This is a genomic window from Burkholderia sp. BDU5 (assembly GCF_001522845.1).
Taxonomy (GTDB): domain Bacteria; phylum Pseudomonadota; class Gammaproteobacteria; order Burkholderiales; family Burkholderiaceae; genus Burkholderia; species Burkholderia mayonis.
On record NZ_LOWC01000070.1, the window covers coordinates 1 to 23,892 of the forward strand.

At 63.4% G+C, this 23,892-nt stretch carries 26 protein-coding genes, 1 tRNA gene and 1 pseudogene; 10 read left to right on the forward strand and 18 right to left on the reverse strand.

Going from position 1 to position 23,892, the window contains the following annotated elements; genetic code table 11:
- The 4 genes from WS69_RS12985 to WS69_RS34120 all read right to left on the reverse strand — a co-directional run.
- On the reverse strand, positions 1-542 hold a 542-nt coding region (locus WS69_RS12985), incomplete at its 3' end, for a P-type ATPase (RefSeq protein WP_442854901.1).
- A gap of 22 nt (positions 543-564) precedes the next feature.
- Positions 565-2,373, reverse strand: coding sequence for a potassium-transporting ATPase subunit KdpA (kdpA, locus tag WS69_RS12990; protein WP_059471180.1), 1,809 nt, complete (start codon positions 2,371-2,373; stop codon positions 565-567).
- On the reverse strand, positions 2,370-2,465 hold the full coding sequence (gene kdpF / locus WS69_RS12995; RefSeq protein WP_059471181.1) for a K(+)-transporting ATPase subunit F: 96 nt from the start codon (positions 2,463-2,465) through the stop codon (positions 2,370-2,372). The genes kdpA and kdpF overlap by 4 nt, the downstream gene beginning before the upstream one ends.
- Entirely contained in the window at positions 2,462-2,566 is a 105-nt protein-coding gene (locus tag WS69_RS34120; RefSeq protein ID WP_197419251.1) for a potassium ABC transporter ATPase, read from the reverse strand. The genes kdpF and WS69_RS34120 overlap by 4 nt, the downstream gene beginning before the upstream one ends.
- Before the next feature lie 1,409 nt (positions 2,567-3,975).
- On the opposite strand from WS69_RS34120, the gene WS69_RS13000 reads away from it, so the two are divergent.
- Together WS69_RS13000 and WS69_RS13005 are read left to right on the forward strand one after the other, a co-directional pair.
- Entirely contained in the window at positions 3,976-4,251 is a 276-nt protein-coding gene (locus WS69_RS13000) for a hypothetical protein (RefSeq protein ID WP_059471222.1), read from the forward strand.
- 134 nt (positions 4,252-4,385) lie between these two features.
- Positions 4,386-4,760 carry a hypothetical protein gene (locus tag WS69_RS13005; RefSeq protein WP_059471182.1) on the forward strand — a complete coding sequence of 125 codons (375 nt, stop codon included), beginning with the start codon at positions 4,386-4,388 and terminating at the stop codon, positions 4,758-4,760.
- A 187-nt stretch (positions 4,761-4,947) separates the two neighbouring features.
- Here WS69_RS13005 and WS69_RS13010 read toward each other — a convergent pair whose 3' ends face one another.
- Positions 4,948-5,112: a hypothetical protein gene (locus WS69_RS13010; RefSeq protein ID WP_156438109.1), complete on the reverse strand. Its 165-nt coding sequence runs from the start codon at positions 5,110-5,112 to the stop codon at positions 4,948-4,950.
- 444 nt (positions 5,113-5,556) lie between these two features.
- On the opposite strand from WS69_RS13010, the gene WS69_RS13015 reads away from it, so the two are divergent.
- The 3 genes from WS69_RS13015 (at position 5,557) to WS69_RS13025 (ending at position 8,085) form a co-directional block, all read left to right on the forward strand.
- On the forward strand, positions 5,557-6,054 hold the full coding sequence (locus WS69_RS13015) for a TonB family protein (RefSeq protein ID WP_059471184.1): 498 nt from the start codon (positions 5,557-5,559) through the stop codon (positions 6,052-6,054).
- A gap of 361 nt (positions 6,055-6,415) precedes the next feature.
- Positions 6,416-7,729: an MFS transporter gene (locus WS69_RS13020; protein ID WP_059471185.1), complete on the forward strand. Its 1,314-nt coding sequence runs from the start codon at positions 6,416-6,418 to the stop codon at positions 7,727-7,729.
- A gap of 173 nt (positions 7,730-7,902) precedes the next feature.
- Positions 7,903-8,085, forward strand: a complete 183-nt coding sequence (locus WS69_RS13025) for a hypothetical protein (protein ID WP_059471186.1) — start codon at positions 7,903-7,905, stop codon at positions 8,083-8,085.
- 43 nt (positions 8,086-8,128) lie between these two features.
- On the opposite strand, the gene waaC is transcribed toward WS69_RS13025, so the two are convergent.
- Entirely contained in the window at positions 8,129-9,151 is a 1,023-nt protein-coding gene (waaC, locus tag WS69_RS13030) for a lipopolysaccharide heptosyltransferase I (protein WP_059471187.1), read from the reverse strand.
- 152 nt (positions 9,152-9,303) lie between these two features.
- Between waaC and WS69_RS13035 the strand changes: the two genes are divergently transcribed.
- Positions 9,304-10,977, forward strand: a complete 1,674-nt coding sequence (locus WS69_RS13035; protein ID WP_059471188.1) for a chloride channel protein — start codon at positions 9,304-9,306, stop codon at positions 10,975-10,977.
- 116 nt (positions 10,978-11,093) lie between these two features.
- Here WS69_RS13035 and WS69_RS13040 read toward each other — a convergent pair whose 3' ends face one another.
- The 5 genes from WS69_RS13040 to WS69_RS13060 form a co-directional block, all read right to left on the reverse strand.
- Positions 11,094-11,468, reverse strand: coding sequence for a YXWGXW repeat-containing protein (locus tag WS69_RS13040; protein ID WP_059471223.1), 375 nt, complete (start codon positions 11,466-11,468; stop codon positions 11,094-11,096).
- 165 nt (positions 11,469-11,633) lie between these two features.
- Entirely contained in the window at positions 11,634-11,888 is a 255-nt protein-coding gene (minE, locus tag WS69_RS13045; RefSeq protein ID WP_004186076.1) for a cell division topological specificity factor MinE, read from the reverse strand.
- A 12-nt stretch (positions 11,889-11,900) separates the two neighbouring features.
- Positions 11,901-12,716, reverse strand: a complete 816-nt coding sequence (minD, locus tag WS69_RS13050; protein WP_059471189.1) for a septum site-determining protein MinD — start codon at positions 12,714-12,716, stop codon at positions 11,901-11,903.
- A 58-nt stretch (positions 12,717-12,774) separates the two neighbouring features.
- Positions 12,775-13,587, reverse strand: a complete 813-nt coding sequence (gene minC, locus WS69_RS13055) for a septum site-determining protein MinC (RefSeq protein WP_059471190.1) — start codon at positions 13,585-13,587, stop codon at positions 12,775-12,777.
- Between the two features lie 154 nt (positions 13,588-13,741).
- Positions 13,742-14,359 (reverse strand): GNAT family N-acetyltransferase, encoded by a 618-nt coding sequence (locus WS69_RS13060; protein WP_418230156.1) that lies wholly within the window; start codon positions 14,357-14,359, stop codon positions 13,742-13,744.
- A 518-nt stretch (positions 14,360-14,877) separates the two neighbouring features.
- Here WS69_RS13060 and WS69_RS30940 point away from each other — a divergent pair.
- A pseudogene (locus WS69_RS30940) lies at positions 14,878-15,764 on the forward strand (IS110 family transposase); the annotation flags it as partial.
- A 434-nt stretch (positions 15,765-16,198) separates the two neighbouring features.
- Here WS69_RS30940 and WS69_RS13070 read toward each other — a convergent pair.
- Complete coding sequence (locus WS69_RS13070; protein ID WP_059471192.1) at positions 16,199-16,561, reverse strand: hypothetical protein; 363 nt, start codon at positions 16,559-16,561, stop codon at positions 16,199-16,201.
- A 216-nt stretch (positions 16,562-16,777) separates the two neighbouring features.
- Between WS69_RS13070 and WS69_RS34125 the strand changes: the two genes are divergently transcribed.
- Positions 16,778-17,203: a hypothetical protein gene (locus WS69_RS34125; RefSeq protein WP_197419252.1), complete on the forward strand. Its 426-nt coding sequence runs from the start codon at positions 16,778-16,780 to the stop codon at positions 17,201-17,203.
- Between the two features lie 191 nt (positions 17,204-17,394).
- Here the strand turns inward: WS69_RS34125 and WS69_RS30950 are convergent, their stop codons facing one another.
- On the reverse strand, positions 17,395-17,682 hold the full coding sequence (locus WS69_RS30950; RefSeq protein WP_082716174.1) for a tlde1 domain-containing protein: 288 nt from the start codon (positions 17,680-17,682) through the stop codon (positions 17,395-17,397).
- 592 nt (positions 17,683-18,274) lie between these two features.
- On the opposite strand from WS69_RS30950, the gene WS69_RS13080 reads away from it, so the two are divergent.
- Positions 18,275-18,568 carry a hypothetical protein gene (locus tag WS69_RS13080; protein WP_059471193.1) on the forward strand — a complete coding sequence of 98 codons (294 nt, stop codon included), beginning with the start codon at positions 18,275-18,277 and terminating at the stop codon, positions 18,566-18,568.
- Between the two features lie 470 nt (positions 18,569-19,038).
- On the opposite strand, the gene WS69_RS35660 is transcribed toward WS69_RS13080, so the two are convergent.
- From WS69_RS35660 to serS, 3 genes are all read right to left on the reverse strand, one after another.
- Positions 19,039-19,194, reverse strand: a complete 156-nt coding sequence (locus WS69_RS35660; protein WP_418230157.1) for a recombinase family protein — start codon at positions 19,192-19,194, stop codon at positions 19,039-19,041.
- A gap of 376 nt (positions 19,195-19,570) precedes the next feature.
- A tRNA-Ser gene (locus WS69_RS13090) sits at positions 19,571-19,661 on the reverse strand.
- A gap of 110 nt (positions 19,662-19,771) precedes the next feature.
- Positions 19,772-21,073, reverse strand: a complete 1,302-nt coding sequence (serS, locus tag WS69_RS13095) for a serine--tRNA ligase (protein ID WP_059471194.1) — start codon at positions 21,071-21,073, stop codon at positions 19,772-19,774.
- Positions 21,074-21,378: 305 nt separating this feature from the next.
- Here serS and WS69_RS13100 point away from each other — a divergent pair, with 305 nt between their 5' ends.
- A complete protein-coding gene (locus tag WS69_RS13100) occupies positions 21,379-21,645 on the forward strand; it encodes a DUF2164 domain-containing protein (RefSeq protein WP_059471195.1) in 267 nt (88 codons plus the stop codon).
- A gap of 18 nt (positions 21,646-21,663) precedes the next feature.
- Here the strand turns inward: WS69_RS13100 and WS69_RS13105 are convergent, their stop codons facing one another.
- Positions 21,664-22,974 carry a replication-associated recombination protein A gene (locus WS69_RS13105; protein ID WP_059471196.1) on the reverse strand — a complete coding sequence of 437 codons (1,311 nt, stop codon included), beginning with the start codon at positions 22,972-22,974 and terminating at the stop codon, positions 21,664-21,666.
- 181 nt (positions 22,975-23,155) lie between these two features.
- Complete coding sequence (lolA, locus tag WS69_RS13110) at positions 23,156-23,866, reverse strand: outer membrane lipoprotein chaperone LolA (protein ID WP_059471197.1); 711 nt, start codon at positions 23,864-23,866, stop codon at positions 23,156-23,158.
- Positions 23,867-23,892 lie beyond the last annotated feature (26 nt).

A 23,892-nucleotide genomic window follows, 5' to 3' on the forward strand; every position in this document is an offset into this window, starting at 1 on the left:
GGCGCCGATTCGCCGGTGATCGCCGATTCGTCGACCGACGCGACGCCTTCGATCACCTCGCCGTCGGCGGGAATCGTGTCGCCCGCCTCGACGAGCACGACGTCGCCGCGGCGCAAATCGCTTGCGGTCATGATGCGGATCGGCGATTTCGGATGCGGCGTCTCGAGCTTTTTCGCCATCACGTCGTGCCGGGCGGCGCGCAACGATGCCGCCTGCGCTTTCGAGCGCCCTTCGGCGAGCGCCTCGGCGAAGTTCGCGAACAGCACGGTGAACCACAGCCACAGCGTGACCGCGAGAATGAAACCTGCGGGCGCCTCGGCCTCGCCACGCAGTGCGGCGATCCACAGGATCGTCGTCAGAATGCTGCCGATGTACGCGCAGAACATCACCGGGTTGCGCAACTGCGTACGCGGCTTGAGTTTCTTGAACGAATCGACCAACGCCGGCCGGACGATGGCCAGATCGAACATCGAGCGCGCCGCAAGACGCGCGTGCCCGAGGTTGTCGGGGCGATGCTGCGATTGTTGGGTATCGGAAGTCATACGTACCTCGTCATGAGCGACGTCAATGACCGGCAATCATCATCAGATGCTCGACGACCGGGCCGAGCGCGAGCGCCGGCACGTAGGTCAACGCGCCGACCAACACGACGGTGCCGAGGAGCAGCACCACGAAAAGCGGGCCATGCGTCGGAAGCGTGCCGGCCGTGACCGCAATGCGCTTCTTGTCCGCGAGCGAGCCTGCAATCGCCAGCATCGGGACAATCGAGCCAAGGCGGCCGAACCACATCGCAATCGCGAGCGTCACGTTGTAGAACGGCGTATTGACCGACAGGCCCGCGAACGCGCTGCCGTTGTTGTTCGCGGCCGAGCTGTACGCGTATAGAATCTCCGAGAAGCCGTGCGGCCCCGGATTGCCTACGCCCGCCACGCCGGCCGCCGACAGCACGGCAACCGATGCGCCGGCCAGCACGAGGAGCGGCGTCAGCAAGACGGCAATCGACACCATCTTCATTTCATACGATTCGATCTTCTTGCCGACGTATTCCGGCGTTCGTCCGATCATCAGCCCGGCGACGAACACCGCCAGCAATGCGAAAACGAGCATGCCGTAAAGGCCAGAGCCCACGCCGCCAAAGATCACTTCGCCGAGTTGGATCAGCATCAGCGGAACGAATCCGCCCAACGGCGTCAACGAATCGTGCGTGTTGTTCGTCGCGCCACACGACGCCGCCGTGGTGGCGACGGTGAAGATGCCCGACTGCGCGATGCCGAAACGGGTTTCCTTGCCTTCCATGTTGCCGCCGTCCTGAACGGGCGACGCGCGCTGATCGACGTTCAGCATCGTGAACACGGGATTGCCGGCCTGCTCGGCGGATATTTCGCCCCAACATGCAAGTGCGAATGCAATCGTCATCGTTGCGAGAATCGCATGGCCCTGCCGACGGTCGCCGACCATGCGGCCGAAGACGACGCACAGCGCGGCGGGAATGACCAGTATCGCGATCATCTGCGTGAAGTTGGCGAACGGCGTCGGGTTCTCATAAGGATGCGCGGAGTTTGCATTGAAGAATCCGCCGCCATTCGTGCCGAGCATCTTGATCGCTTCCTGCGATGCGACCGGCCCCATCGCAATCGTCTGCTTTTCGGCCTTGAAGTCCGCCATCACCGGATTGCCTTTCGCGTCCTTGACCGGGTTGCCTTGCGCATCCGTCTTGGGCGCCTGGTAGTGCGTGACCTGCAAGGTCGGAACATCGACATACGACGAAAAGTTCTGGATTGCGCCCTGACTCACGAGCACCAGGGCGACGACAAGCGCGGCAGGCGTCAGGATGTACAACGTAATGCGCGTGAAGTCGACCCAGAAGTTGCCGATCGTCTTCGACGTATGGCGTGCGAAACCGCGAATCAGTGCGATTACGACTGCAATGCCTGTTGCGGCCGAGAAGAAGTTCTGCACGGTCAGTGCGGCCATCTGGGTCAAATAGCTGACCGTCTGCTCAGGCGTGTAGTCCTGCCAGTTGGTGTTCGTGACGAAGCTCACCGCAGTGTTGAATGCAGCGTCCGGCGTCATCGGGCCGAAAGCCTGCGGATTGCCCGGCAGCCATTGCTGGATGCGAAGCACGCCGTACACGACGACGATCCCGAGCGCATTGAACGCAACCACGGCCAACGCGTACTGCCGCCACGACATCTCCACAGTGGGGTCGACGCCGGCTAGTTTGTACAACACAGTTTCGATCGGTCGCCCTACGCGACGCACGATCGCCGACGTGCCGTCGAGCACGTTCGCCATATACTGACCGAGCGGAATCGCCAGCGCGATCAGTAAGACGATATAAAGGACGGTCTGGATCGAATTGTTCAGGTTCATTCGAGTTCCTCCGCGCGCAAAAGCGCATAGAGGAGATAGGCGAACAAGATGGCCGTCGCGGCACCCGCAAGCCACATCATCCAGGCGCTCATGACCGCCCCCCCGATGTGCGGCGCAGTTTGTCGCAGCCGAATATCATCGCGGCGATCAAGCCGGTGAACACGCCGATGGCGATGAGATAAAGGAGATCCATGGTCGCGCCTCCAAGCGGATTTCCGCTAAACCCAGCGTATGAGAGCCACAGTAAACTTCCCGACAAACCGGAGCGTAGGAATATAAAAATTGCGTAAACAGAAACGGCCGGCACGGCTGTTACGCGAAAGCCACGGCGCGTTGGCACGCGTGCGCTCCAGGCGGTACAAGACATGATGAAAAGAACATCTAATCACTGCGGCGCAGCACTCCTGCGTTGGCCACCGACGCACTGGCACGGCTTAGTGTCGCGTTTATCCAGAAAATTGACGTGGATCAACTCGCCAATCGGCTTCGAATTTTCAGATCGACACGTTAAATGCCGCTTGACTTCATTCCGCTTTTTCTCGAAATCAGGAACTTTTGCAGATGTACTAATGAAGCCGCCTCAAAGTTCAGTATCGCTCAATATTGAAAATTCACGGCTCTCACAGTGCACCGCCGTTCTTGGTTCGAGATTCGACCATTGAGTGAATGCGCGGGCTCGCGATCCTCGCCACCTCCCCCCCCCGGTGCAGAGGCTCTCGCGCGCACATGGTGAACATGATCATGCGGAATCTCTCGCGTCTGTTCACGGGCAATGGGAAGATGCCCGCCCGCCGGGTTCGTGGAGCGGACTCGTGTGAACGTACTGTGACCACTCCTCAAGCGTGAGCGGAAACCACTGGCAACGTTGCGGCCGCATGCAGGCCGCGATTCGGTTGCGATGCGACGTGTTCCGGAATCGGCTCCGCGCGTCGATGCAACCGTACCGGATGCGTTCTCAAGATGGTGTCGGAGTGCCTGCGGAGCGAACGCGCCCAAGTATCGAGCCCAAAAACAACCGACCGCCCCCTGCGCTGCGCTTGGGGCACGGGCTGAATAGCGCGCTTCAACCAACTCTCCTTTACAACCTTTTTACTTGTAACTCGATTGCCGCTCAATAAAATATCAACTGTAATCCAATCGAGAGCTGGTGACATGACCATCCGATGTCCTCGTCCTCCAAGTCGCTTCGCTACCTGACAGGCGGGACGCCTGCTCTCTTCCTTGAGCCATCGTCTTGCCGACAGGCGGGTGGTGCGCACCGGTAGCCGGTTTTCCCGAACTCCCTTTACACGCATCGATGCCCAGGCTGCAGCAGTTCAGGCAGCAGTGTGCCAGGCGGACTGAATTTGTTCGTGCACTACGGAGCTTGTGCTGTTTACGCATCCCGATGCGTAAACAGCATGGCATCGTTGAACGGATATCGGGCTCTGGCGTCCGCCCGACACCGAAGTCTATAGCCGAAACCGGCAAGCCGAGATTTGCCAATCGCCGGCACATTGCGGTCACTTGCTTTTCGCCCACCCTTTCAGACCTCGCATCCTTCGCGTGTAGCGAAAGACACGATCGGCACACGCCGCGTGCCTGGTGAAAAAAGGACTATTTATGAATGAGCTCCATAGAACCTCGGCTCCATCGGACATGCCGCGATTGAGCGCGCACGAAATGGCGGCACTGATGCTACTCGAACACGCGCCGGTCGAAGTCGAGCGGGGAACGCTCGACATGACCATGCTTCGCGACGCGGGACTTGCGGAACTCATTGATCGAGAGAAGGGCAAGCCCAAATTCTCCATCACGCGAAAGGGGAAGGTCATGTTGCGGATCCTGAGCGAACTGATCACACGGGAAGACGCCGTTTCGCCTACCTATCGAGCCTGACTTCGACAGCACCTCGCCGAACACGCGAGATGCTCCATCGTGCATAACCGCAATGCGCTTCGGACGGCTCGAACAATTTGGTTTACAGGCATACCCGCCTGCATGCATTGCATTAACGATCCTGGAGTTTCGACATGTTTGAAATCAACAAGAATTACACGCGTGAATTCATCCACACGGCCTGTGGCGGCAGCAAGCAAGCCTTTCTACCTACGAAGAACGGGAAAGTCGTTGCCGCTTGCCTGCGGACGGATCTCAACCCGCAAGCGCCGAACATCATCATATGCAATGGCAGCGCTTCAGCGAGAGCAGCCGGCAGGATGCTTGCCGGTCAGGGCGGTGCGATCCCCGTGTTCATCAAGATGGAGATGGACGTGTTTCGTTTTGTCGGCCTGTTTGCCGTTAACGAATCCTTGACCGCACCGCTCGATTACACGCCATATGTTCGTAACAGCGGGTTCACGATTGGTCAGGTTTCGCGCGTCCTAAAGATGAAACGTTGTGAATAGGCGTGGACGAAGGCGGCGCAGATGGGAGTTCGACGTCGGGCCGCCGTCGGACTCTCGGTTGGCGGGTCAAGCGGCGACCTTCCTGCGATGCTCTTGTCAACGCCCAGGCACGGAATCGTTCCCGGCACGAAGATTGCGCTATCGTCATGCCGCGCTTGGGCCGGCACTTCGTCTTCTCGCGCGCCCCTTACGCAAACAGCGCCGCGGAATCGCTGTCGAGGTTGTCGTCGCCGCTTGACCAGAGCGTGTCGGTAATCGCATCGATCCGCAGCACCATCGGATCGGCAAGCGAGCGTCCGGTGTTTTCCAATCCGTCACCCACGTCCAGCACCGCCCCTTCCAGTTCGATCATGAATACCGTGTGCGGCGCCGTCAGCGGTTTGCCTGGAACGACGAGCAACCGGTCGATTTGCAGCGTATGGATAGCGGCCAGATTGCAGGCGCGGCTGCCTCCACCCATAAGGGCATTGAATTGCCAGACATTGCTTCCGCCAGGACAAACATCCCGCCCGCGCCGAATACCGCCTGGCGGGATTTTTTGGTCGGGGCGAACGCACGCGAGCAAGAAGCCGCTCGAGCGGCAACGACGCGACGCATCATCGCCGTTTCCGTGACATCGCCGAAACAATCGCCATCGCCACACCGCTCATCGTTGCGCACCTCGAACGGATACAGAACGGTCGCCCGAGGTGGCAAACCGATTCTTCGGATCATGGCGATCGTTTGTCCCAATGCACGTCGGCCCGAGCGCTCCTATCATGAAATCGGCACTTCTCCGTTCGTCCGGGAGGCGATCATGACGACGACTCGCTCCGACTTCATTCGAACCCGAGCCGCATTGCGCGGCGCCGTCATGTCCGCGTGCGTGGCCGCGCTCGCCGCATGCACGATCACGCTGCCGCCGCCGCACGGCGCGATCGTCGTGCCGAGCGTGCCCTCGATGAGCGCCACCGAATATCGCGCGGCCGTCGCGCAATGCATCTCCGATAGCAATTCGGACCGCATCCTGCACGGCACGCCGCAGGCGATGCTGCGCTCGCTCGTCGTCGTCGCGTTCACCGTCGATCGCAACGGGCAGCTCGTGAAATCGGCCGTCTATCGCAGCAACGGCGACGACGAAGCGGAAGGGATCGCACTCGCGTCGCTGCGCCGTGCCGCGCCATTGCCGCCGCCCCCCACGAAAATGCTCGACGGGCGCGGTCAAGTCGAGCTGATGGAAAGCTGGCTCTTCAACGATAACGGTCAGTTCCAGCTGCGCACGAAAGCCGCGCCGCAGGCGCAGACGCTCAACTGAACGCGTCCGCGTCCGCGAACCGCCACGCCGCTGCACGCGGCGCGCGACGGCTCGCGGCCACGCCGCTATAATTTCCCGCATCCGCATTCGGCCGCAAGGCCAGCTTGCGCGGCGCGCCTATCCGGTCAGCCGCGCAACGCATCGACGGCACGCGGCCGCGTCATGCGCGCGGCCGGCTCGCGGGCGCGCGACGGCCCGCACAGGCATTGCGTACGCTCTCGCACGGCCGCGCGCGAACCGCCGGCATGCGTCGCCCGCCGCACGTCGCGCCCACTCTCGATTCGAACAAAGGTGCAACAGCCGCCGATCGCGCGCGATACGCGCTCGGCCGAACGTTAAGCCGCCACAACCGGAGACCCACATGTCGGATACCCGTCTTTCCGCTTCCGCCGCCGCGCCGCGCGCTACCGACACGACGAGCCATCGGCGCATCGTATTCGCGAGCTTCATCGGCACGGCGATCGAGTTCTATGACTTCTACGTGTACGCGACGGCCGCCGCGCTCGTGATCGGCCCCGTGTTCTTCCCGCACGGCTCGGCGGCCGCCCAGGCGCTGTCCGCATTCGTCACGTTCGGCATCGCGTTCATCGCCCGTCCGATCGGCTCGTTCCTGTTCGGCCACTTCGGCGACCGGATCGGCCGTAAATCGACGCTCGTCGCTTCGCTGCTCGTGATGGGCGTCTCGACGACGGCGATCGGCCTCGTGCCCGGCTACGACATGATCGGTGCGCTCGCGCCGGCGCTGCTCTGCGTACTGCGTTTCGGCCAGGGCATCGGCCTCGGCGGCGAATGGGGCGGCGCCGCGCTCCTCGCGACCGAGCACGCGCCCGCCGGCAAGCGCGGCTGGTTCGGGATGTTCCCGCAGCTCGGTCCGTCGATCGGCTTTCTCGCGTCGAACGGCCTCTTCTTCGCGCTCGCGCTCACGCTGTCCGACGAGCAGTTCCGCGCGTGGGGCTGGCGCATTCCGTTTCTCGTGAGCGCGGCGCTCGTCGCGGTCGGCCTGTACGTCCGCCTGAAGATCGCCGAGACGCCCGCGTTCCAGGCCACACTCGACCGGCACGAGCGCGTGCGCGTGCCGATCGCGACGCTCGTCTCGCACCACTGGCGGCCGACGCTGCTCGGCGCGCTCGCGATGGTCGTCTGCTACACGCTCTTTTACATCTCGACGGTGTTCTCGCTGTCGTATGGCGTGTCGACACTGCATTTCTCGCGCCAGAGCTTCCTCGGCCTGCTGTGCTTCGCCGTGCTGTTCATGGCGCTCGCGACGCCGCTGTCGGCTGCGGCCGCCGACCGCTTCGGCCGCAAGCCGGTGCTGATCGCGGGCTCGGTCGTCGCGCTGCTGTCGGGCTTCACGATGGCGCCCCTCCTCGGCAGCGGCTCGACGCCGCTCGTCGCGCTGTTCCTGACGATCGAGCTGTTCCTGATGGGCGTGACGTTCGCGCCGATGGGCGCGCTGCTGCCCGAGCTGTTCCCGACCCACGTGCGCTACACGGGCGCGGGCGTCGCGTACAACCTGGGGGGCATTCTCGGCGCGTCGATCGCGCCGTACATCGCGCAGTTGCTCGCGGCGCGCGGCGGACTCACGTGGGTCGGCGGATACGTGTCGGTCGCGGCGGCGATCAGTCTCGTCGGCGTGCTGTCGATGCGCGAAACGCGCGATGCGAAGCTGACCTGAACGAGAGCGGGGCGAGCGGGCAGCGCGCGCCGGATCAAGCCCCCGGTCGCCTCGGATGGCGGCCGCCGTGCGCGCTTTCGTCGCGAATTGTCCTGTCTATACTCGATGAACGGGCGCCTGCCGTGCGGCGACGGGCGCGCCGCTTTCCGTATCAGCCGACAGGAGCCGTCGCGATGGACGTCATCCACCTGCAGAACGCCGACCTCGTCTTGTTCGTCGCGCTGTCGCTCGGCGGCGCGCTGCTGCTCGCGGCGCGCTTCAGGCCGAAGAGCTGGCTCGGCATCGCGCTCGAAGCGCTTGCCGCGAACCTCGCGGCCATCGCGGCCGTGATCGCGTTCGAATTACTGCTGTCTTGAGCGAGCCGGCGCGCGGCAGGCGACCGCCACCCGCCGTGCCCGCCTACATCGCGGCGACGCGTCGCGGCTCCTCTACCGCATGTTCCGGAGAGACGTGCTCGATCGCGCCGAGCACGTCGTCGACGCTCGGCGTCGAGCCGTCGTCGCCGATCGACACCGACTGCGGCGCGCCGTTCACGCCCAGATGCTGGCGCGACGTCGCGCGAAAGATCATCACGGTCGGCTTCTCGAGCGCATGTGACATGTGGACGAAGCCGGTATCGACGCCGATCACGAGTGTCGCGCGATCGATCTTGCGCGCGAGATCCGTGAGCGTCAGCTTGGGCAGCACGACTGCGCCCGGCGCGCGCGCCGCGATCCGCTGCGCCTCTTCGCGCTCATGCTCGCCGCCCCACGGCAGCAGCACGTGCAGTCCGCGGGCGAGCATCTCGCGAGCAAGCGCACCCCAATGATCGGTCGGCCAGCGCTTGTCGTCGTTCGACGTCGCGTGAAAGAACAATACATACGGCCCATCCGGTTCCGCGTGCGCCGCGAGCGGCGCCGCATGCGGCTCCCACGGCTCCGGCGGCACCTCCAGCAGGTAATCGGCGCGGCCCTGCGGCTCGTAGCCGAGCGCTTCGCCGGCGCTCACGCGCATGCCGTGCCAAGCGTCGCAAAGAGGGCGCGGGCCGAAGCGGCCGTTATACGCGAACATCGCGCCGAACTCGCCGAGATCCTGGTTCCGATAGCCATAGCGCCGCCGCGCCCGCGCGAGAAATGAAATGATCGCGCTTTTGTAGACTCCGTGAAGATCGATCACCGCATCGTAGCGGTACGCGCGCAACTCGCCGATCGACGTCGCTATCGCCTTCAGATCGCCCCAGTTGCGCGCCTTCTTGAAGCGACGCAGCGGCGCGCACAGCACGCGGCTCACGCCGGTGCTCCAGCGCACAATGTCCGCGCAGGACTCGTCGACGGCCCAATCCACCTGCACGCCCGGAAATGCGCGATGGATGTCCGCCACGACGGGCAGTGTCTGCACGACGTCGCCGAGCGATGTCACCTTCACAATGAGAATACGTTTCATTTGTATGTGGATGTCTCCAGCTTGTTAGTTTGGCATTCTAATTACATAGAAACGCGGAAGACAAAATTTACAACCATATTACAAATAGCTCGACGGCCGCACGACCGCCCTCATAGCTACTTATAATCGCCGCTTTACCTGCGTCACGTCCCATGCAACGCCCTCGTCTGCTTCCCTCTCTCACGCGCCGCACCCAGCGGATCTGGCGCCAATACGGCGTGTTCTGGCTCGGTGCGATCGCGGTGGGCCTGATAGCAGTAATGTACGCGCGGCTCATCGACTGGGGCTACGATGTGTTCCGGACGCTTCAGCACGGCCGCCCATGGCTGCCGTTCCTGATGACGCCAGCGGTCGCCGCGCTGTCCGTGTGGCTCACGCGCCGCTTCTTTCGCGGCGCGGAAGGCAGCGGGATTCCGCAGGTGATTGCGACGCTGCACGCGCAGCCGAGTGCATTCGGCTCGCGACTGCTGACGCTGCGCATCCTGTTCGGCAAGATCCTGATCTCGTTGTTCGGCATCGTCGGCGGCTTCACGATCGGCCGCGAAGGGCCGACCGTGCAGATCGGCGCGTCGCTGATGTTCAACCTGCGCCGCTTCTATCCACGCTCGAACGCGCTGATCGAGCGGCAGCTCGTGCTCGCGGGCGCGGCGGCGGGCCTGTCCGCGGCGTTCAACACGCCGCTCGCGGGCGTCGTGTTCGCGATCGAGGAATTGAGTCGCAGCTTCTCGGCGCGCGCGAGCGGCGTGCTCATCACCGCGATCATCATCGCCGGCGTGATTGCGCTCGGCATGAACGGCAACTACACATACTTCGGCACGATCGAGATCGGCCAGCATTTTCCGAAGATGCTCGCCGCCGCCGTGCTGTTGACGGCGCTCGTCACGGGCGTCGCGGGCGGCCTGTTCGGCTGGCTGTTGCTGAACACCGGCCGCTGGCTGCCGGCGCGGCTGCTGACGCTCTACCGCGAACGGCCGATCGTGTTTGCGGCGGCATGCGGTTTCGCGATCGCCGCCGTCGGCGTCGTATCGGGCGGCACGACGTTCGGCAGCGGCTACGCGGAGGCGCGCGGGCTCCTCGACGGCCGCGAACAGTTGTCGGTCCTGTATCCGTTCCTGAAGATGATCTCGATGGTCGCGTCGTATCTGCCGGGAATTCCGGGCGGGATCTTCGCGCCGTCGCTGTCGATCGGCGCGGGCTTCGGCAATCTGCTGCACTTCGTGTTCAGCGGCATGCATCTGCCGATGCTGATCGCGCTCGCGATGGTCGGCTACCTCGCTGCCGTCACGCAGTCGCCGATCACGTCGTTCGTGATCGTGATGGAGATGATCAACGGCCACGCGCTCGTGATCTCGTTGATGGCGACCGCGCTGATCGCGAGCCGCGTGTCGCGCTTCTTCGTGCCGCCGCTGTACGAGACGCTTGCCGAGCGCTATCTGAAGCCGCCACAACCGAAGCTCGCGACGGCGGCCCCTGCCCCCGCCCCCGCTTCCGCGCATGCCGGCATCACGGCAGTCAAGATGCCCGAAGATGCCGAGTCGGCACCCGCTGATCCGCTCGACACACTGCGCGACGACGCGAATGCAGCCGAGACGAACGCGAACGATAGGGAGGCCAATGCGGGCCGCGCGGGCGCGGACACGGCGACTCACTCTGCCGATGCGGCAAACGCGGCCGACGCCGGACGCACGACCGCGCAACCGCCAGCGCACGCGGGCGCCGCATCGACGCGCGACGCCGACGGCGAGACGGCGGCCCGCGCCGACGGCGCCGCGCCGCAGCCGAACGACACGCAGCCTCACGAGCCGCCACATCGCCCGGCTCAGTAGATCACGACGGGCGCCGGCCGGTAATACACCGGCCGCGCCGGCACGACGACGCAGCCGGCCAGCGTCAGCGCGACGAGCACGAGGGCGAACAAGGTTCGTTTCATCGCTCGTTCTCCTCAAGCCCAATGACCGCGAACCCAGACCCAGTTCGGTCCGCGCTGCGTCCAGTGCCCCGGCTCCCAGTGCATACCGACGCGCTCGACTTCCCAATGCCCGGTGATCCACTCGTAGCGGCCATGATCCCAGCGCCAGTGACCGCGATCCCATACATAGCCGACGCGCGGTTCGGGCACGACCTCGTAGCGCACGGGCGGCGGCGCGGTCGGTGCAACGACGACAACCTCGCGCACGGCCGGCTCGACGACGACGCCGGGCGCCGCCTGCGCGACGAGGATTTCGTCCGCGCTCGCGGCAAGCGGCGCGGCGACCGCGACAACGCCCGCACCCGCGACGACGAACGGCAGCACGACACGACGAAGAGAGAAAGACATCACGACCTCCAAGAACGGTTGAACACGCGACGAGAGCGTATCCGTTCAATGCTCAGGAGGGCGTAACGGCGGACAGGCGCCGCGTTACCGCGGGCCCGAAAGTGCAACGAAAAGTAAGAGCGCGCGCGGCGGCCACGCGCCGCGCGCGATGCGGAAGAAAACGCGTCAGGCTTGCGGGATCTCGATCTTCACTTCGAGCACTTCCAGATCATCCTGGCGCTCGAGGCTCACGCGGATGTCATCGTTCGAAATCTTCACGTATTTCGAAATGACCGCGACGAGCTCCTTTTGCAATGCGGGCAGGTAATCGGCGGGCGGACGGCCGCCCACGCGCTCGTGCGCGATGATGAGCTGCAAGCGCTCTTTCGCGACAGCCGCGGACTTCTTTTTCTCGCCGAGCAGAAACGACAGAATCGACATGACGCGCCTCCGTTACTTGGTGCCGAAGAGGCGTTGCAGCAGGCCCGGCTTCTGATAGTCGGTGAACCGCAGCGGCTTGTCCTCGCCGAGGAAGCGCGCAACGATGTCCTTATAGGCTTCCGCGACGTCCGTACCGTCGATATGGACGGCGGGCAGGCCCTGGTTCGACGCGTGCAGCACGGCTTCGGACTCCGGCACGACGCCGATCAGCTTGATGCGCAGGATCTCGGTGATATCGTCGAGCGACAGCATCTCGCCTTCGTTCACGCGCTTCGGGTTGTAGCGGGTGATGAGCAGGTGTTCCTTGATCGGCTCCTTGCCTTCCGTCGCGCGCTTCGTCTTCGACGACAGGATGCCGAGGATGCGGTCCGAGTCGCGCACCGACGACACTTCCGGGTTCGTCACGATGAGCGCCTCGTCGGCGAAATACATCGCGTGCAGCGCGCCCGACTCGATGCCGGCGGGCGAATCGCAGACGATGAACTCGAAGTCCATCGCGACCAGGTCGTTGATGACCTTCTCGACGCCCTCGCGCGTGAGCGCATCCTTGTCGCGCGTCTGCGACGCCGGCAGGATGTGCAGGTTCTCGCACTTCTTGTCCTTGATGAGCGCCTGGTTCAGGTTCGCTTCGCCCTGGATCACGTTGACGAGGTCGTACACGACGCGGCGCTCGCAGCCCATGATGAGGTCGAGGTTGCGCAGGCCGACGTCGAAGTCGATCACGGCCGTCTTGTGACCGCGCAGCGCGAGACCGGAAGCGAAGCTCGCGCTCGTCGTCGTCTTGCCCACGCCGCCCTTGCCCGAAGTCACCACGATGATTTTTGCCATTTACCTACCCTGTGTTCGTCAATGAGGACCGACCGACCCGATTGGTGCGCCACGCGTGTCAGGTGAGACGCAGCGGTTCGATCATCAGTTTTTCCTGTTCCAACCGGATCTGCACCGATTTGCCGAGCACGTCGGCCGGCAGCGGGTTCTCGGTGGTCCGATAGATACCCGCGATCGAGATCAGCTCCGGTTCGAGACACGTGCAGAAGATGCGCGCGTCGTGATTGCCGTGCACGCCCGCGAGAGCGCGGCCGCGCAACGGCGCGTAGATGTGGATGTTGCCTTCCGCGATGACTTCGGCGCCGTAGCTGACCGGGCCGAGCACCACGAGATCTCCCTTCGCGTAAATCTGTTGTCCTGAACGCAGCGGCTTGTCGATGACGAGCGTCGCCGATTGTGGCGCGACGACGGGCGCGACGGGCGAAGCCTGCGCGCCCGCATCGACGCCGGACGAACCGGCTTCGGCAAAAAGCGCGGCCTGCCCGGCCGCCGGCGTGTCCTGCTCCTCCGGCTGCGTGGGTGCGTCGCCCGCTGCCTTCGGTGCCGGCGCGCGCCGATCCCGCGCCTCGAGAAGCGGCAGGCCGGCGCCCGCCGCCCACGTGTGTTGCCCCGGCTGCGCGACGACGCCGATCGCGCGCATCCGCACGTCGTTCAGCATCCGACGGAGGTCGTCGAGCGGGACGCGCTCGTCGTCCGCGAGCCGACGCACGTCGATCGCGACGACGTCGTCCGCAAAGAACTCGGGAGTCGCTTCGAAACGCTTGACCAACTCGGCGCGCAACGCATCGAGGTCGGCGGTTTTCACGATGAACAGCAACGTGTCGACCGAACCGCTGCGCAGTTCGAAGAATGGCGATTTTTTAAGCGACATGGACGTTCTGCAAAAAATTTTTGCGTATTTTACAGGCGTCCACGCCCGGGGCCATCATTTTTGGGCGCGCCCGAAGCGCGCGTCGCGGGCCGCCCGCCTGCAACGCTCCATCCGGGCGCGGCAGGGTGGGTCCGGGATCGGCGCGCATCGCGGCTTACGCGTGCTCGCGCGAAACGAACAGCGACTTCATTGCGCCCGGCACGCGGGCAATCGGCGCGCGTTCGCCGGTATCGGCAAAGCCGACATGTTCGTAGAAACGGATCGCGCTGCGGTTCTGATCGGCGATCCACGCGTAGATCTTGACGGCGCCGCGCGCGGCAAGCCACCCGCGCGCCGTGTCGACGAGCAGCACGCCGCCGCGCAGATGACGGACCGCGTGCGCGACCCACAGCTCGCTGACGAACGCGCGCCGCGCGGGCGTGCTGTCGAAATACGCGCCGATCATGCCGGCCGGATGGCCTTCGGTGTACAGCACGAACGTGGTCGATTCGTCGGACGTCGCGCGCTGCTGCGCGATCGCCGCCGCTCTCGCCGCGTCGACGGCCAGCTCGGCTTCCGGCGTCTCGCCGCTCGCATAGGGCTCGCGCAGCGAGGCGGCGCGGAGTTCGCGATACACGCCGCCCTGATCCGCGGCAATACGACGAACAGTCAAGGTCGAACTCATGCAGGCACAGCCCCCTTCGGACAGCAAGCCGTTAGCTTCAACCGAAAGCGGGGCATGAGTCAAATCGTAATTTTCGAATGACTGTGAAATGTCGTCGATAAGCGCGATATCATGCGCAGTTTCGCGCTTATGCGGCGACGCAGCAATATGCGACAAACGATTTGTCAGATGTCGCGTCGCCCGGGCGGGACATCGCTTAACCGGTCGGCCGACACGAGGACGATAAATGCGCGCGCGCACATCCGCGCCGAATGCCCGAACCGTCGGGCCGCATCAGTGAGGGCGACGCGGCGCTCATCGGCGGGCCGACGCAGAACGAGACAACGCGCATCGGTTTCGGGCCTGGGGCGCCCTGCCTTCAGGGATGCAGGGACATCGAGCGGCGGCGGCATGGAAATCCTGTGGTTCCGGAAGGCGTAAAGCCGTGGCGTATCGGGATAGGGGCGGCCAGTGACCTAGCCGATCGCCTCCCACACCACCCGGCATGCGGGTCCGCACCGGGCGGTTCGAGTAGTTGAGGTCAGGTGAGGCGAGGCCTGCCCAGGCGATCAAAGTAGGCAATCGTCAGGACGTGATGCAGCCCGGTCATGCTGTTGTGCCACGAGCGACGGCTGAGGGCCGCTACCGATCGCGCGCCAGCGGTCATTGCCATGGAAGCCTGCGGCAGCGCGCATTACTGGGCCCGGCAACTCGCCAGCCTGGGGCATGAGGTGCGGCTGATCTCCGCGCACTTCGTCAGACCTTTCGTGAAGCGCAATAAAACTGATGTAGCTGATGCCCATGCGATCTGGGAAGCCGCTCAGCGGCCCGAGATGCGATTCGTGGCAGTCAAAAGCGAAGCGCAGCAAAGCGTGCTGACCCTGCGCCGCGTGCGCGAGCAATTGGTCAAGGTGCGCACCATGCAGGTCAATCAAATCCATGGGTTGCTCTACGAATTCGGCGTTGCCGTGTCGGCCGGTCGACATAGCCTGCGAGAAGCTGAGCAAGCGCTCGGGCAGTTGGCCGATACGCTGCCGGCGATGGTGATCGATACCCTGCGCGAGCAATTGCATCGCATCGGCATGCTCACGAAGGACATCGCCGAGATCGAACGCAGATTGACTGTTTGGCAGCGACAAAACGAAGCGGCCACGCGCCTCACAGCCATCCCCGGCGTCGCCCTGCTTAGCGCCACCGCCGCCGTGGCCACAATCGGCGATGCCTGCATGTTTCGCTCTGGGCGCGAATTTGCGGCATTCCTGGGTCTGGTGCCGCGACAAAGCGGCACGGGTGGCCGAGTAAAACTGCTTGGCATCAGCGCGGCGACATCTACATGCGTACTTTGCTGATTCACGGTGCGCGCGCCGTGCTCGCACGCGCTAAGCATTTGAGCGAAGCGCTGCAACGACTGCTCGCGCGACGACCGTTCAACGTGGTGGTCGTCGCTCTGGCGAACAAAATCGCGCGCACGATCTGGGCGCTTCTTGCTCACGATCGGACGTACGAAACCAGCGACGCGGCGCGAGCTGCGTAATTGTTCAACTCACTATAGGGAATGGGTCGCCAATAGGTTGCGCAGGTTGATGTACGCGTGATGGCAAAACAGGTCGGACCGTGGGCAAGCAAGCCTGAATGGGCGTAGGTCCTTCGAGGACTTCCCGGAGTTGAGGCCTTCCCCAGCAAATTCCATCAGGGTCAGCGGACCGACATCCGCACCGTAGGCCGGATATAAGTCTGCAGCCTGATCCTGTCCGCCGAACATGAATATCACCTGGCAAACCGGGAGGCGTCCATATAAGTGCGCCCATGCTGGGCGCACATGAAAAAGCCCGCAATGTCGCGGGCTTTCCACTTGCAACGCCGGGAGGCCGCGCGCGCAGTCGACTTGCGGCGAGCCAGTTTCCGCCGGGAACCATCGGTTGCGACGCTCGGGCCGAGTTCCACCTCGCGTTGCGTCCGGCTCTTGTCCTATTGGGCGCTAAAGGGCATCGTTCCCAACGAAGACAGCACGTACGTACCGTCTGCGTTCAGATATGAGCGAACGCCGTTCAGCAAAATCTGCCCTTGCTGAGTCATGACGCCGCTCCACGTATCCTGGATGCAATAGGGCCAGTTGGCAGGCCGGATATTCGCGATGAACGCGATGCTGTTGGGCGTGGTCACGTTGCCTACGTAGTTCCAGATTCCGGCGAGCACGCTGAAGGTCTGCTGCCCCTGCGGCGTGTATTTCGAAACGTAGCTTCCGCCGAATGTCCCGTTCCCTTCGTTTGCGCTGGCGATCGTCAACGTGAAAGCGCCGTCCTGGGATTTATAAGTTCCATTGATGTTCATGTGATTCTCCTTTTACCGAGTACACGTACATTTAGAATCTCTGGCAAGGGTAACAAACGCCGGGCAGCCGCATCGCCGACGCATCACCCTCGCTTTTCATTGGGCTCGCAATTGAATTGGCGGTGCAACTACCAAAAATGATAGGGAGATCGAAAGGCGCCCCTGCATCGTCCGTTGGTTGCATCGAAATCTCGCAGCGCTCGCGCAGCGCAAAGCTTGGCCGCTGCGTCGACGCGCGACGAGGTGGCTCACGGCCCGCGCGAACAGGCCCGAGACGAGGAGCGAGGTTACGACGACGGGAAGCCGCGAGTGTACGAGGTTACCGAGCAGGCGGATAACAACTCCGCGCTCCAGTTCGCGCCGAGTCTCTTGGGCGAACGCGTCGGGGCCTTGGGCCTCGTCGGTGCGAACAGCATTGGCGATGATTCGAACGTGATACGGCTGCATGCAGGTGGATTCGAGGCCGCGATTGCGGCATTGAATAGCGATTCGCGATTCAAGGTTGTGGCGTCGCCGAATCTGCGCGTGCGACCGGGGCAGGTAGCACGTTTGAACGTCGGGCAATCGGTGCCGGTCGTGGGGACCGTGTCGTATCCCAGTGCGACGGCACGCACCGGTACAGAGTGTGCAGTATCGGGATGAAGGCGCGATCTTTCAAGTTCAGCCGACCGTTAAGGCGAGCGTGATCGACTTGACTGTCACTGAGGAGACAAGCGATTTCGTGCGCACGACGCGACGACCGGCGTCAACAATTCACCGACGAAGAACACGCGCAAATTCGAATCGCCGTTCAGCGTGAAGGATGGCGACGCGTTGCTCATCGGTGGACCGACTCAGGACAAGGCTACCTGGATTGATTCGGGCCTGTCGTTTCTGCCCTCTTGGATGAAAGGACACTCGAGTGAGGGCAGGCGCATGGTAATCCTGTCGATGCTCGCCAGTGTAATGCTGCCGTCGCTACGTCCGTGCGGGCCGATCGGATGCAAGCGAAACGCGCTGCGACGTACGGCGTTGATGATCGTTTCATCATCGACCTTGCCGTCGTCACGGTAAAGCGCGAACCATTGGCTGCGGTTAGTTCCATAGCCGTATTCGCGCGCGAAATCGTAGAACCATCCCATGCTGCGCCCGACTGTCGGTCAATGACGTAGTACCGGCCGGGCGTCGACGTGAGACACCGCGTCATGCCTATTTTGATCCTGCGGCATGCCAGAGAATGCGGCGAAGGCGCCAATGCCGGGACATTGCAGGGTAGATAGTGACGCCCCGTTTAGGGTGAACGTGCAGATGGTTGGCATGGCTGGTTCTCTCGGGTTGGCTCGCCTCACCCTCCCCCAAACGCCAGTTTGGGCCGTACCTTTATTTTTGACAGGTTATTTGTTGTTATACCGATAGATCGATTTCATGCGCACAGAAGTTAATAGACATTCGCTTATTTTTAAGATACGGAACGCACCCAAACGCCGTTTCATAACCATATTTTTTTAATTAGATTAAATTACTTTCTTGACACACACTGCTCGAACCTGAATTTTTTATATAAACCACGCAACAAATACGAACAATCGGCCACCACAAATAGTAGTTTAAAAATCAATTAATCGGCATATTATTAATGCCATCCCTTCGACCCAATGACCACAGGGATAGCAGCCGTGAAATTAAATATTGTTTCCCATCAAATCAATCACCTCAATACAAAGAGGGCAAATCATGATTAACGTACTCAACAGCTCGTCCGAAAGCCTGCAAGTCGCGGTCAACTCGTGGGGGGCTTCCGACAACAGCTACGTCTCGCTGGCCATCAACAAGTCCACCTCTTTCGATCGCACGGACAAGCGCGGCTTCGTGCTGGCGGTGAAACGACAGGACGGCGAGCAGAACTTCTATGTCCTTTTCGACAGCGACATCAATGTCAGGGACAACGGCGTGGTCACCGATCACGGCATTCCCATCCGGCCTGCAAGCAATCGCTACCCCCATTCTGCCGCTGCCGAAAAGGCGTGATGCCATATCGTTCCATTTGAATCAGTGGACCGGTGTCGTTTCTGATGTTGCTTTATTGCGTCGTACCCGAGTAAGCGAATTTCGCACATGCGTAGCATGCTCTTCGGAGTTGTTTCATCGCACTGCATCGAACTTCTTTGCCCCCACTCGTGCTACTGACAGGTGGATTGAAATCAGCGTCAGCGTTAGGAGTGTCCGGCTCTTGCCGTAGTGACATAGAGCGACGACTCGGACACGGAGTTGCAACTGTTGGCGCGGCTCAGCGCAGCCCGCCGGACCGAGTAGCGGGTATCTCCGGGGAGGAGGAGCGTAGGCAGTGTCGTATGCGTCCCTCCCCCTCTGCAAAGCCGCCTTTTACTGAATGAGTGGCGGCTACGCGTGTTGTTCGGCGCGGCGAACCGCGCGCTTGATGCCCGATAGATGAACACCGTATTCATGGGCGAGCTCGGTGGCGTGTAGCGCCCGGCGCGTCATTGACGCGCAACGCGGCGCTCGCCCTCGCGTTCGAGGCTTCGCGGCCGGCCTAGGCAGATACCGCGCCTCTTGACGGTCTGCACGCCGCTCTTCGTCCGCTCGCGGATCATTTCTCGTTCGAATCCAGCGAATGCCCCAAGCATTTGGAGCATCAGGCGGCCAGCGGGAGAAGTTCTGTGCCGACACGCTCTGTAAGGCTTTCGAAACCAGCCCCGCGCTCCTGCAGCCGATCGATGCTGCTGAGCAGGTGCTCGAGTGATTGAGCGACGCGGAGACGACCAGCGTATCGCCGCGTTTAAGGTTTCTGAGGAGTTTGTCTGGGACTGATCGGTGCAAGTTTGCCACTGCCGTTTTTCTTCGTGGATTGCGTCGACGCCGGACTTCGGCAATGCGTCGATCTGCGCACGCGCTTCCTGTTCTTGTGTGGAAACTCTGGCGTAACCGATTCTCGTATGGCGCAAAAAAACGCCGGACTCTTTCACAGAATCCGGCGTTTCCTTACGAACAATTTCGAGATGTTCTCTTTCCTGGCGGAAAGGGTGGGATTCGAACCCACGATACGGTATAACCGTATACCGGATTTCGAGTCCGGCGCATTCGACCTCTCTGCCACCTTTCCTTTTTTGGTTCACCGTCAGGTCATCTCGGCGAAGCGAAGATTATAGAACAACTCCTCGCAGACTTCCAAGTTTTTCTTCAAATATTTTTCGAAGCCACCCGGACGCCCACTCAGGCCGCGTTCGACGGCGCGTCGATCCGCTCGATACCGCCCATGTACGGCCGCAGCGCGACGGGCACCGTCACCGAGCCGTCGGCGTTCTGGTAGTTCTCCAGTACCGCCACCAGCGTGCGGCCGACCGCGAGGCCCGAGCCGTTCAGCGTGTGCACGAGTTCCGGCTTGCCCTGCGCGTTGCGGAACCGCGCCTGCATCCGGCGCGCCTGGAACGATTCCGTGTTCGAGCAGCTCGAGATCTCGCGATACGTGTTCTGCGCGGGCAGCCACACTTCGAGGTCGAACGTCTTCGTCGCGGCGAAGCCCATGTCGCCCGTGCACAGCGTGATCACGCGGTACGGCAGCTCGAGCTTCTGCAGGATCGTCTCCGCATGGCCGACCATCTCGTCGAGCGCCGCATACGACGCCTCCGGCGCGACGATCTGCACCATCTCGACCTTGTCGAACTGGTGCTGGCGGATCATCCCGCGCGTGTCACGGCCGTACGAGCCCGCCTCCGACCGGAAGCACGGCGAATGCGCGGTCAGCTTGATCGGCAGCGCGGCCGCGTCGACGATCGTGTCGCGCACGGTGTTCGTCAGCGAGATTTCGGACGTCGAGATCAGGTACTGCGTGACGGTGTTCTCCGCCCCGCCCTTCTCGACTCGGAACATGTCGTCCGCGAACTTCGGCAACTGGCCCGTGCCGTACAGCACGTCCGGATTGACGATGTACGGCGTGTACGTCTCGCTGTAGCCGTGCTGCTGCGTGTGCGTGTCGAGCATGAACTGCGCGAGCGCGCGATGCAGGCGCGCGACGGGTCCGCGCAGCACGGTGAAGCGCGCGCCCGACAGCTTCGCGCCCGTTTCGAAATCGAGGCCGAGCGGCGTGCCGACATCGACATGATCCTTCACGTCGAAATCGAACTGTCGCGGCGTGCCCCAGCGGCGCACCTCGACGTTCTCCGTCTCGTCCTTGCCGACAGGCACGCTCTCGTGCGGCAGGTTCGGCATCTGCAGCATCAGGTCGGACAGGCGCGCCTGGATCTCGTCGAGCTTCACCGCCGACGCCTTCATCTCGTCGCCGATCCCCCCCACTTCGGCCATCACCGCCGACGTGTCCTCGCCGCGCCCCTTCATCGCGCCGATCTGCTTCGAGAGGCTGTTGCGACGCGCCTGCAGTTCTTCGGTGCGGGTCTGGATCTCACGGCGTTCCGCTTCGAGCGAGGAGAACGCAGCGACGTCGAGGGTGTAGCCGCGATCGGCGAGGCGTTTCGCGACGCCGTCGAGGTCTTTGCGCAGCAACTGGATGTCGAGCATGGGAGGACAGGAAAATCGTTGTGTAAGACGCGAATTCTAACGCACCGCGCGCCCGCCACGGCGCACGCTCGACGGGCGGCGGCGCAAACACGACGCCGCCCGTGGCAATATCGCGCTGCCGGCTTGCGCATCGCATGCCGGGAAACCGTTTTGCATGGGACCAGAGTCAGCGCCAGAGCGCCAACTCTGGTCGACCGCGATGCATGGGACCAGAGTAAGCGCTAAAGCGCCAACTCTGGTCGACCGCGTTGCATGGGACCAGAGTAAGCGCTAAAGCGCCAACTCTGGTCGACACCGGAGAATCGATGGCCATTGAACTGGACAAGGACGTGCGCGACCGAGCAGTCGCATCGCTGCAACGCTATTTCGCCGAGAACATGGACGAGCCGATCGGCAACATCCAGGCCGGCGCGCTGCTTCATTTCTTCGTCGAGGAGATCGCGCCCGCGATCTACAACCTCGCGATCGCCGATGCGCAGGAGCGCCTGCAAGCGCGCGTCGCCGAGCTCGACATCGAATGTCACGAACCGCCGTTCGAATACTGGAAGAAGCAGCCGGGCCGCAAGCGCTGACGCCCGCCGGCCGACGCCCTAGTCCTTCTTGCCGGCGTCCTTGTCGAGCTCGCGCAGCCAGGCGAGCTTGTCGGCGATCTTCGTCTCGAGCCCGCGCGGCGCCGGCTTGTACCAGCGCGGCTCGCGCATCCCGTCCGGCAGATAAGTCTCGCCCGCCGCGTACGCGTTCGGCTCGTCGTGCGCGTAGCGGTACGCGTGGCCGTAGCCAAGCTCCTTCATCAGCTTCGTCGGCGCGTTGCGCAGGTGCACCGGCACCTCGCGCGACTTGTCCTGCCGCACGAACGCCATCGCCTCGTTGTACGCGTTGTAGCCGGCGTTGCTCTTCGCCGCGCACGCCAAGTAGAGCACCGCCTGCGCGAGCGCGAGCTCGCCCTCCGGCGAACCGAGCCGCTCGTACGTCTCGGCCGCGTCGTTCGCGATCTGCATCGCGCGCGGGTCGGCGAGGCCGATGTCTTCCCACGCCATCCGCACGACGCGCCGCGCGAGGTACTTCGGATCGGCGCCGCCGTCGAGCATCCGGCAGAACCAGTACAGCGCGCCGTCCGGGTTCGAGCCGCGCACCGACTTGTGCAGCGCGGAGATCTGATCGTAGAAGTTGTCGCCGCCCTTGTCGAAACGGCGCGCGTTCATCGTCATCGCGCTCTCGACGAACGCCGCGTCGATCGTCGTCACGCCCGCGGACGTCGCCGCCGTCTGCGCCTGCTCGAGCAGGTTCAGGAAGCGCCGCGCATCGCCGTCCGCGTAGCCGACGAGCGCGTCGACCGCCTTATCTTCGAAGGCCAGCCCGGCGAGCGCCGTGTCCTGCGCGCGCGCGAGCAGCCGGCGCAGCTCGTCTTCCGTCAGCGACTTCAGCACGTACACCTGCGCGCGCGACAGGAGCGCCGAGTTCACCTCGAAGCTCGGATTCTCGGTCGTCGCGCCGATGAACGTGACGAGCCCCGATTCGACGAACGGCAACAGCGCGTCCTGCTGCGCCTTGTTGAAGCGGTGGATTTCGTCGACGAACAGGATCGTGTGGCGGCCGGTGCGGTTCAGCGTGTCGCGCGCCTGATCCATCGACTCGCGGATGTCCTTCACGCCGCCCAGCACCGCGGACAGCGCGATGAACTCGCAATCGAACGCGAGCGCGGTCAGGCGCGCGAGCGTCGTCTTGCCGACGCCGGGCGGCCCCCAGAGGATCATCGAATGCGGCTTGCCTGATTCGAACGCGAGCCGAAGCGGCTTGCCTTCGCCGAGAAGATGCGTCTGGCCGATCACGTCGGCGAGCGTCTTCGGGCGCAGCGCCTCGGCGAGCGGCCGGCGCGGTTCGACTGCAAACAGGTCGGACATGGACCTTGGCTCCCACGAATAACGATGACGGCACGCATTCGCCGCCGGACCGGACATTATGACAGCCGCGCGGCCCGACGCCACGTCCCCCCCGGCGGCGGCCCCAAAGCGAACCGGGCCCGCCATCGCTGGCGGGCCCGGTCGTCGGTCGTCGGTCGATGACGCGCGAGGCCGGCCGCGCTCAGCCGGTCACGACGTCCGCGCCCTTCGGCACGACGAACTTGAACTGGTCGGCCTTGAGCGGCGGATTCGTCTGGATATGGGTGAACGTGAGGAGCGTCACGTTGCCGAACACGTCGTGTAGTTCCATCGCGGCGAGCACGCCGTTCCTGAAGCCGATGCCGATCCGCTGGAACTGCGTGTCCTGCGCCTTCGGCACCATCTCGAGCCAATCGATCCCGCCCTTCTCGCCGGCGTCGCGCAGCGTGTAGTTCTTCTCCAGATCGTTGCTGCCGAACAGAATCGCGGCCGGGCTCGCGCCGAGCGCGCCCGCGAGCTTGCGCTCGGTGACCTGGTTCAGGTCCTTGTCGTACACGTAGAGCTTGTCGCCATCCGCCTGCAATACCTGCTGGTACGGCTTCTGATACGTCCAGATGAATTTGCCGGGCCGCGAGAACACGAAGCTGCCGCTCGAGTTGTCGGTCGGCTTGACGGTCGGCACCGCGCCGCTCGCCGCCTTCGACGGCGCCTTGACGATCTGCTGCGTGAAGTCGCCCTTCGCCGCATGAACCTTCGACACGAACGCCTTCAACTGCTCGGTGCCGCTCGCGAACGCGTGCGACGCGACGAGCGCGAGCGCCGCGCCGGCGAGCGCGGCGCACAACGTGCGCGCGAACGTGCGCTTCGGTGCAAGACCCGAACCGGTGTGAACTGCCAACGACTGATGCTGCATGTGAAGTTTTCTCCGTGGACGGCCGG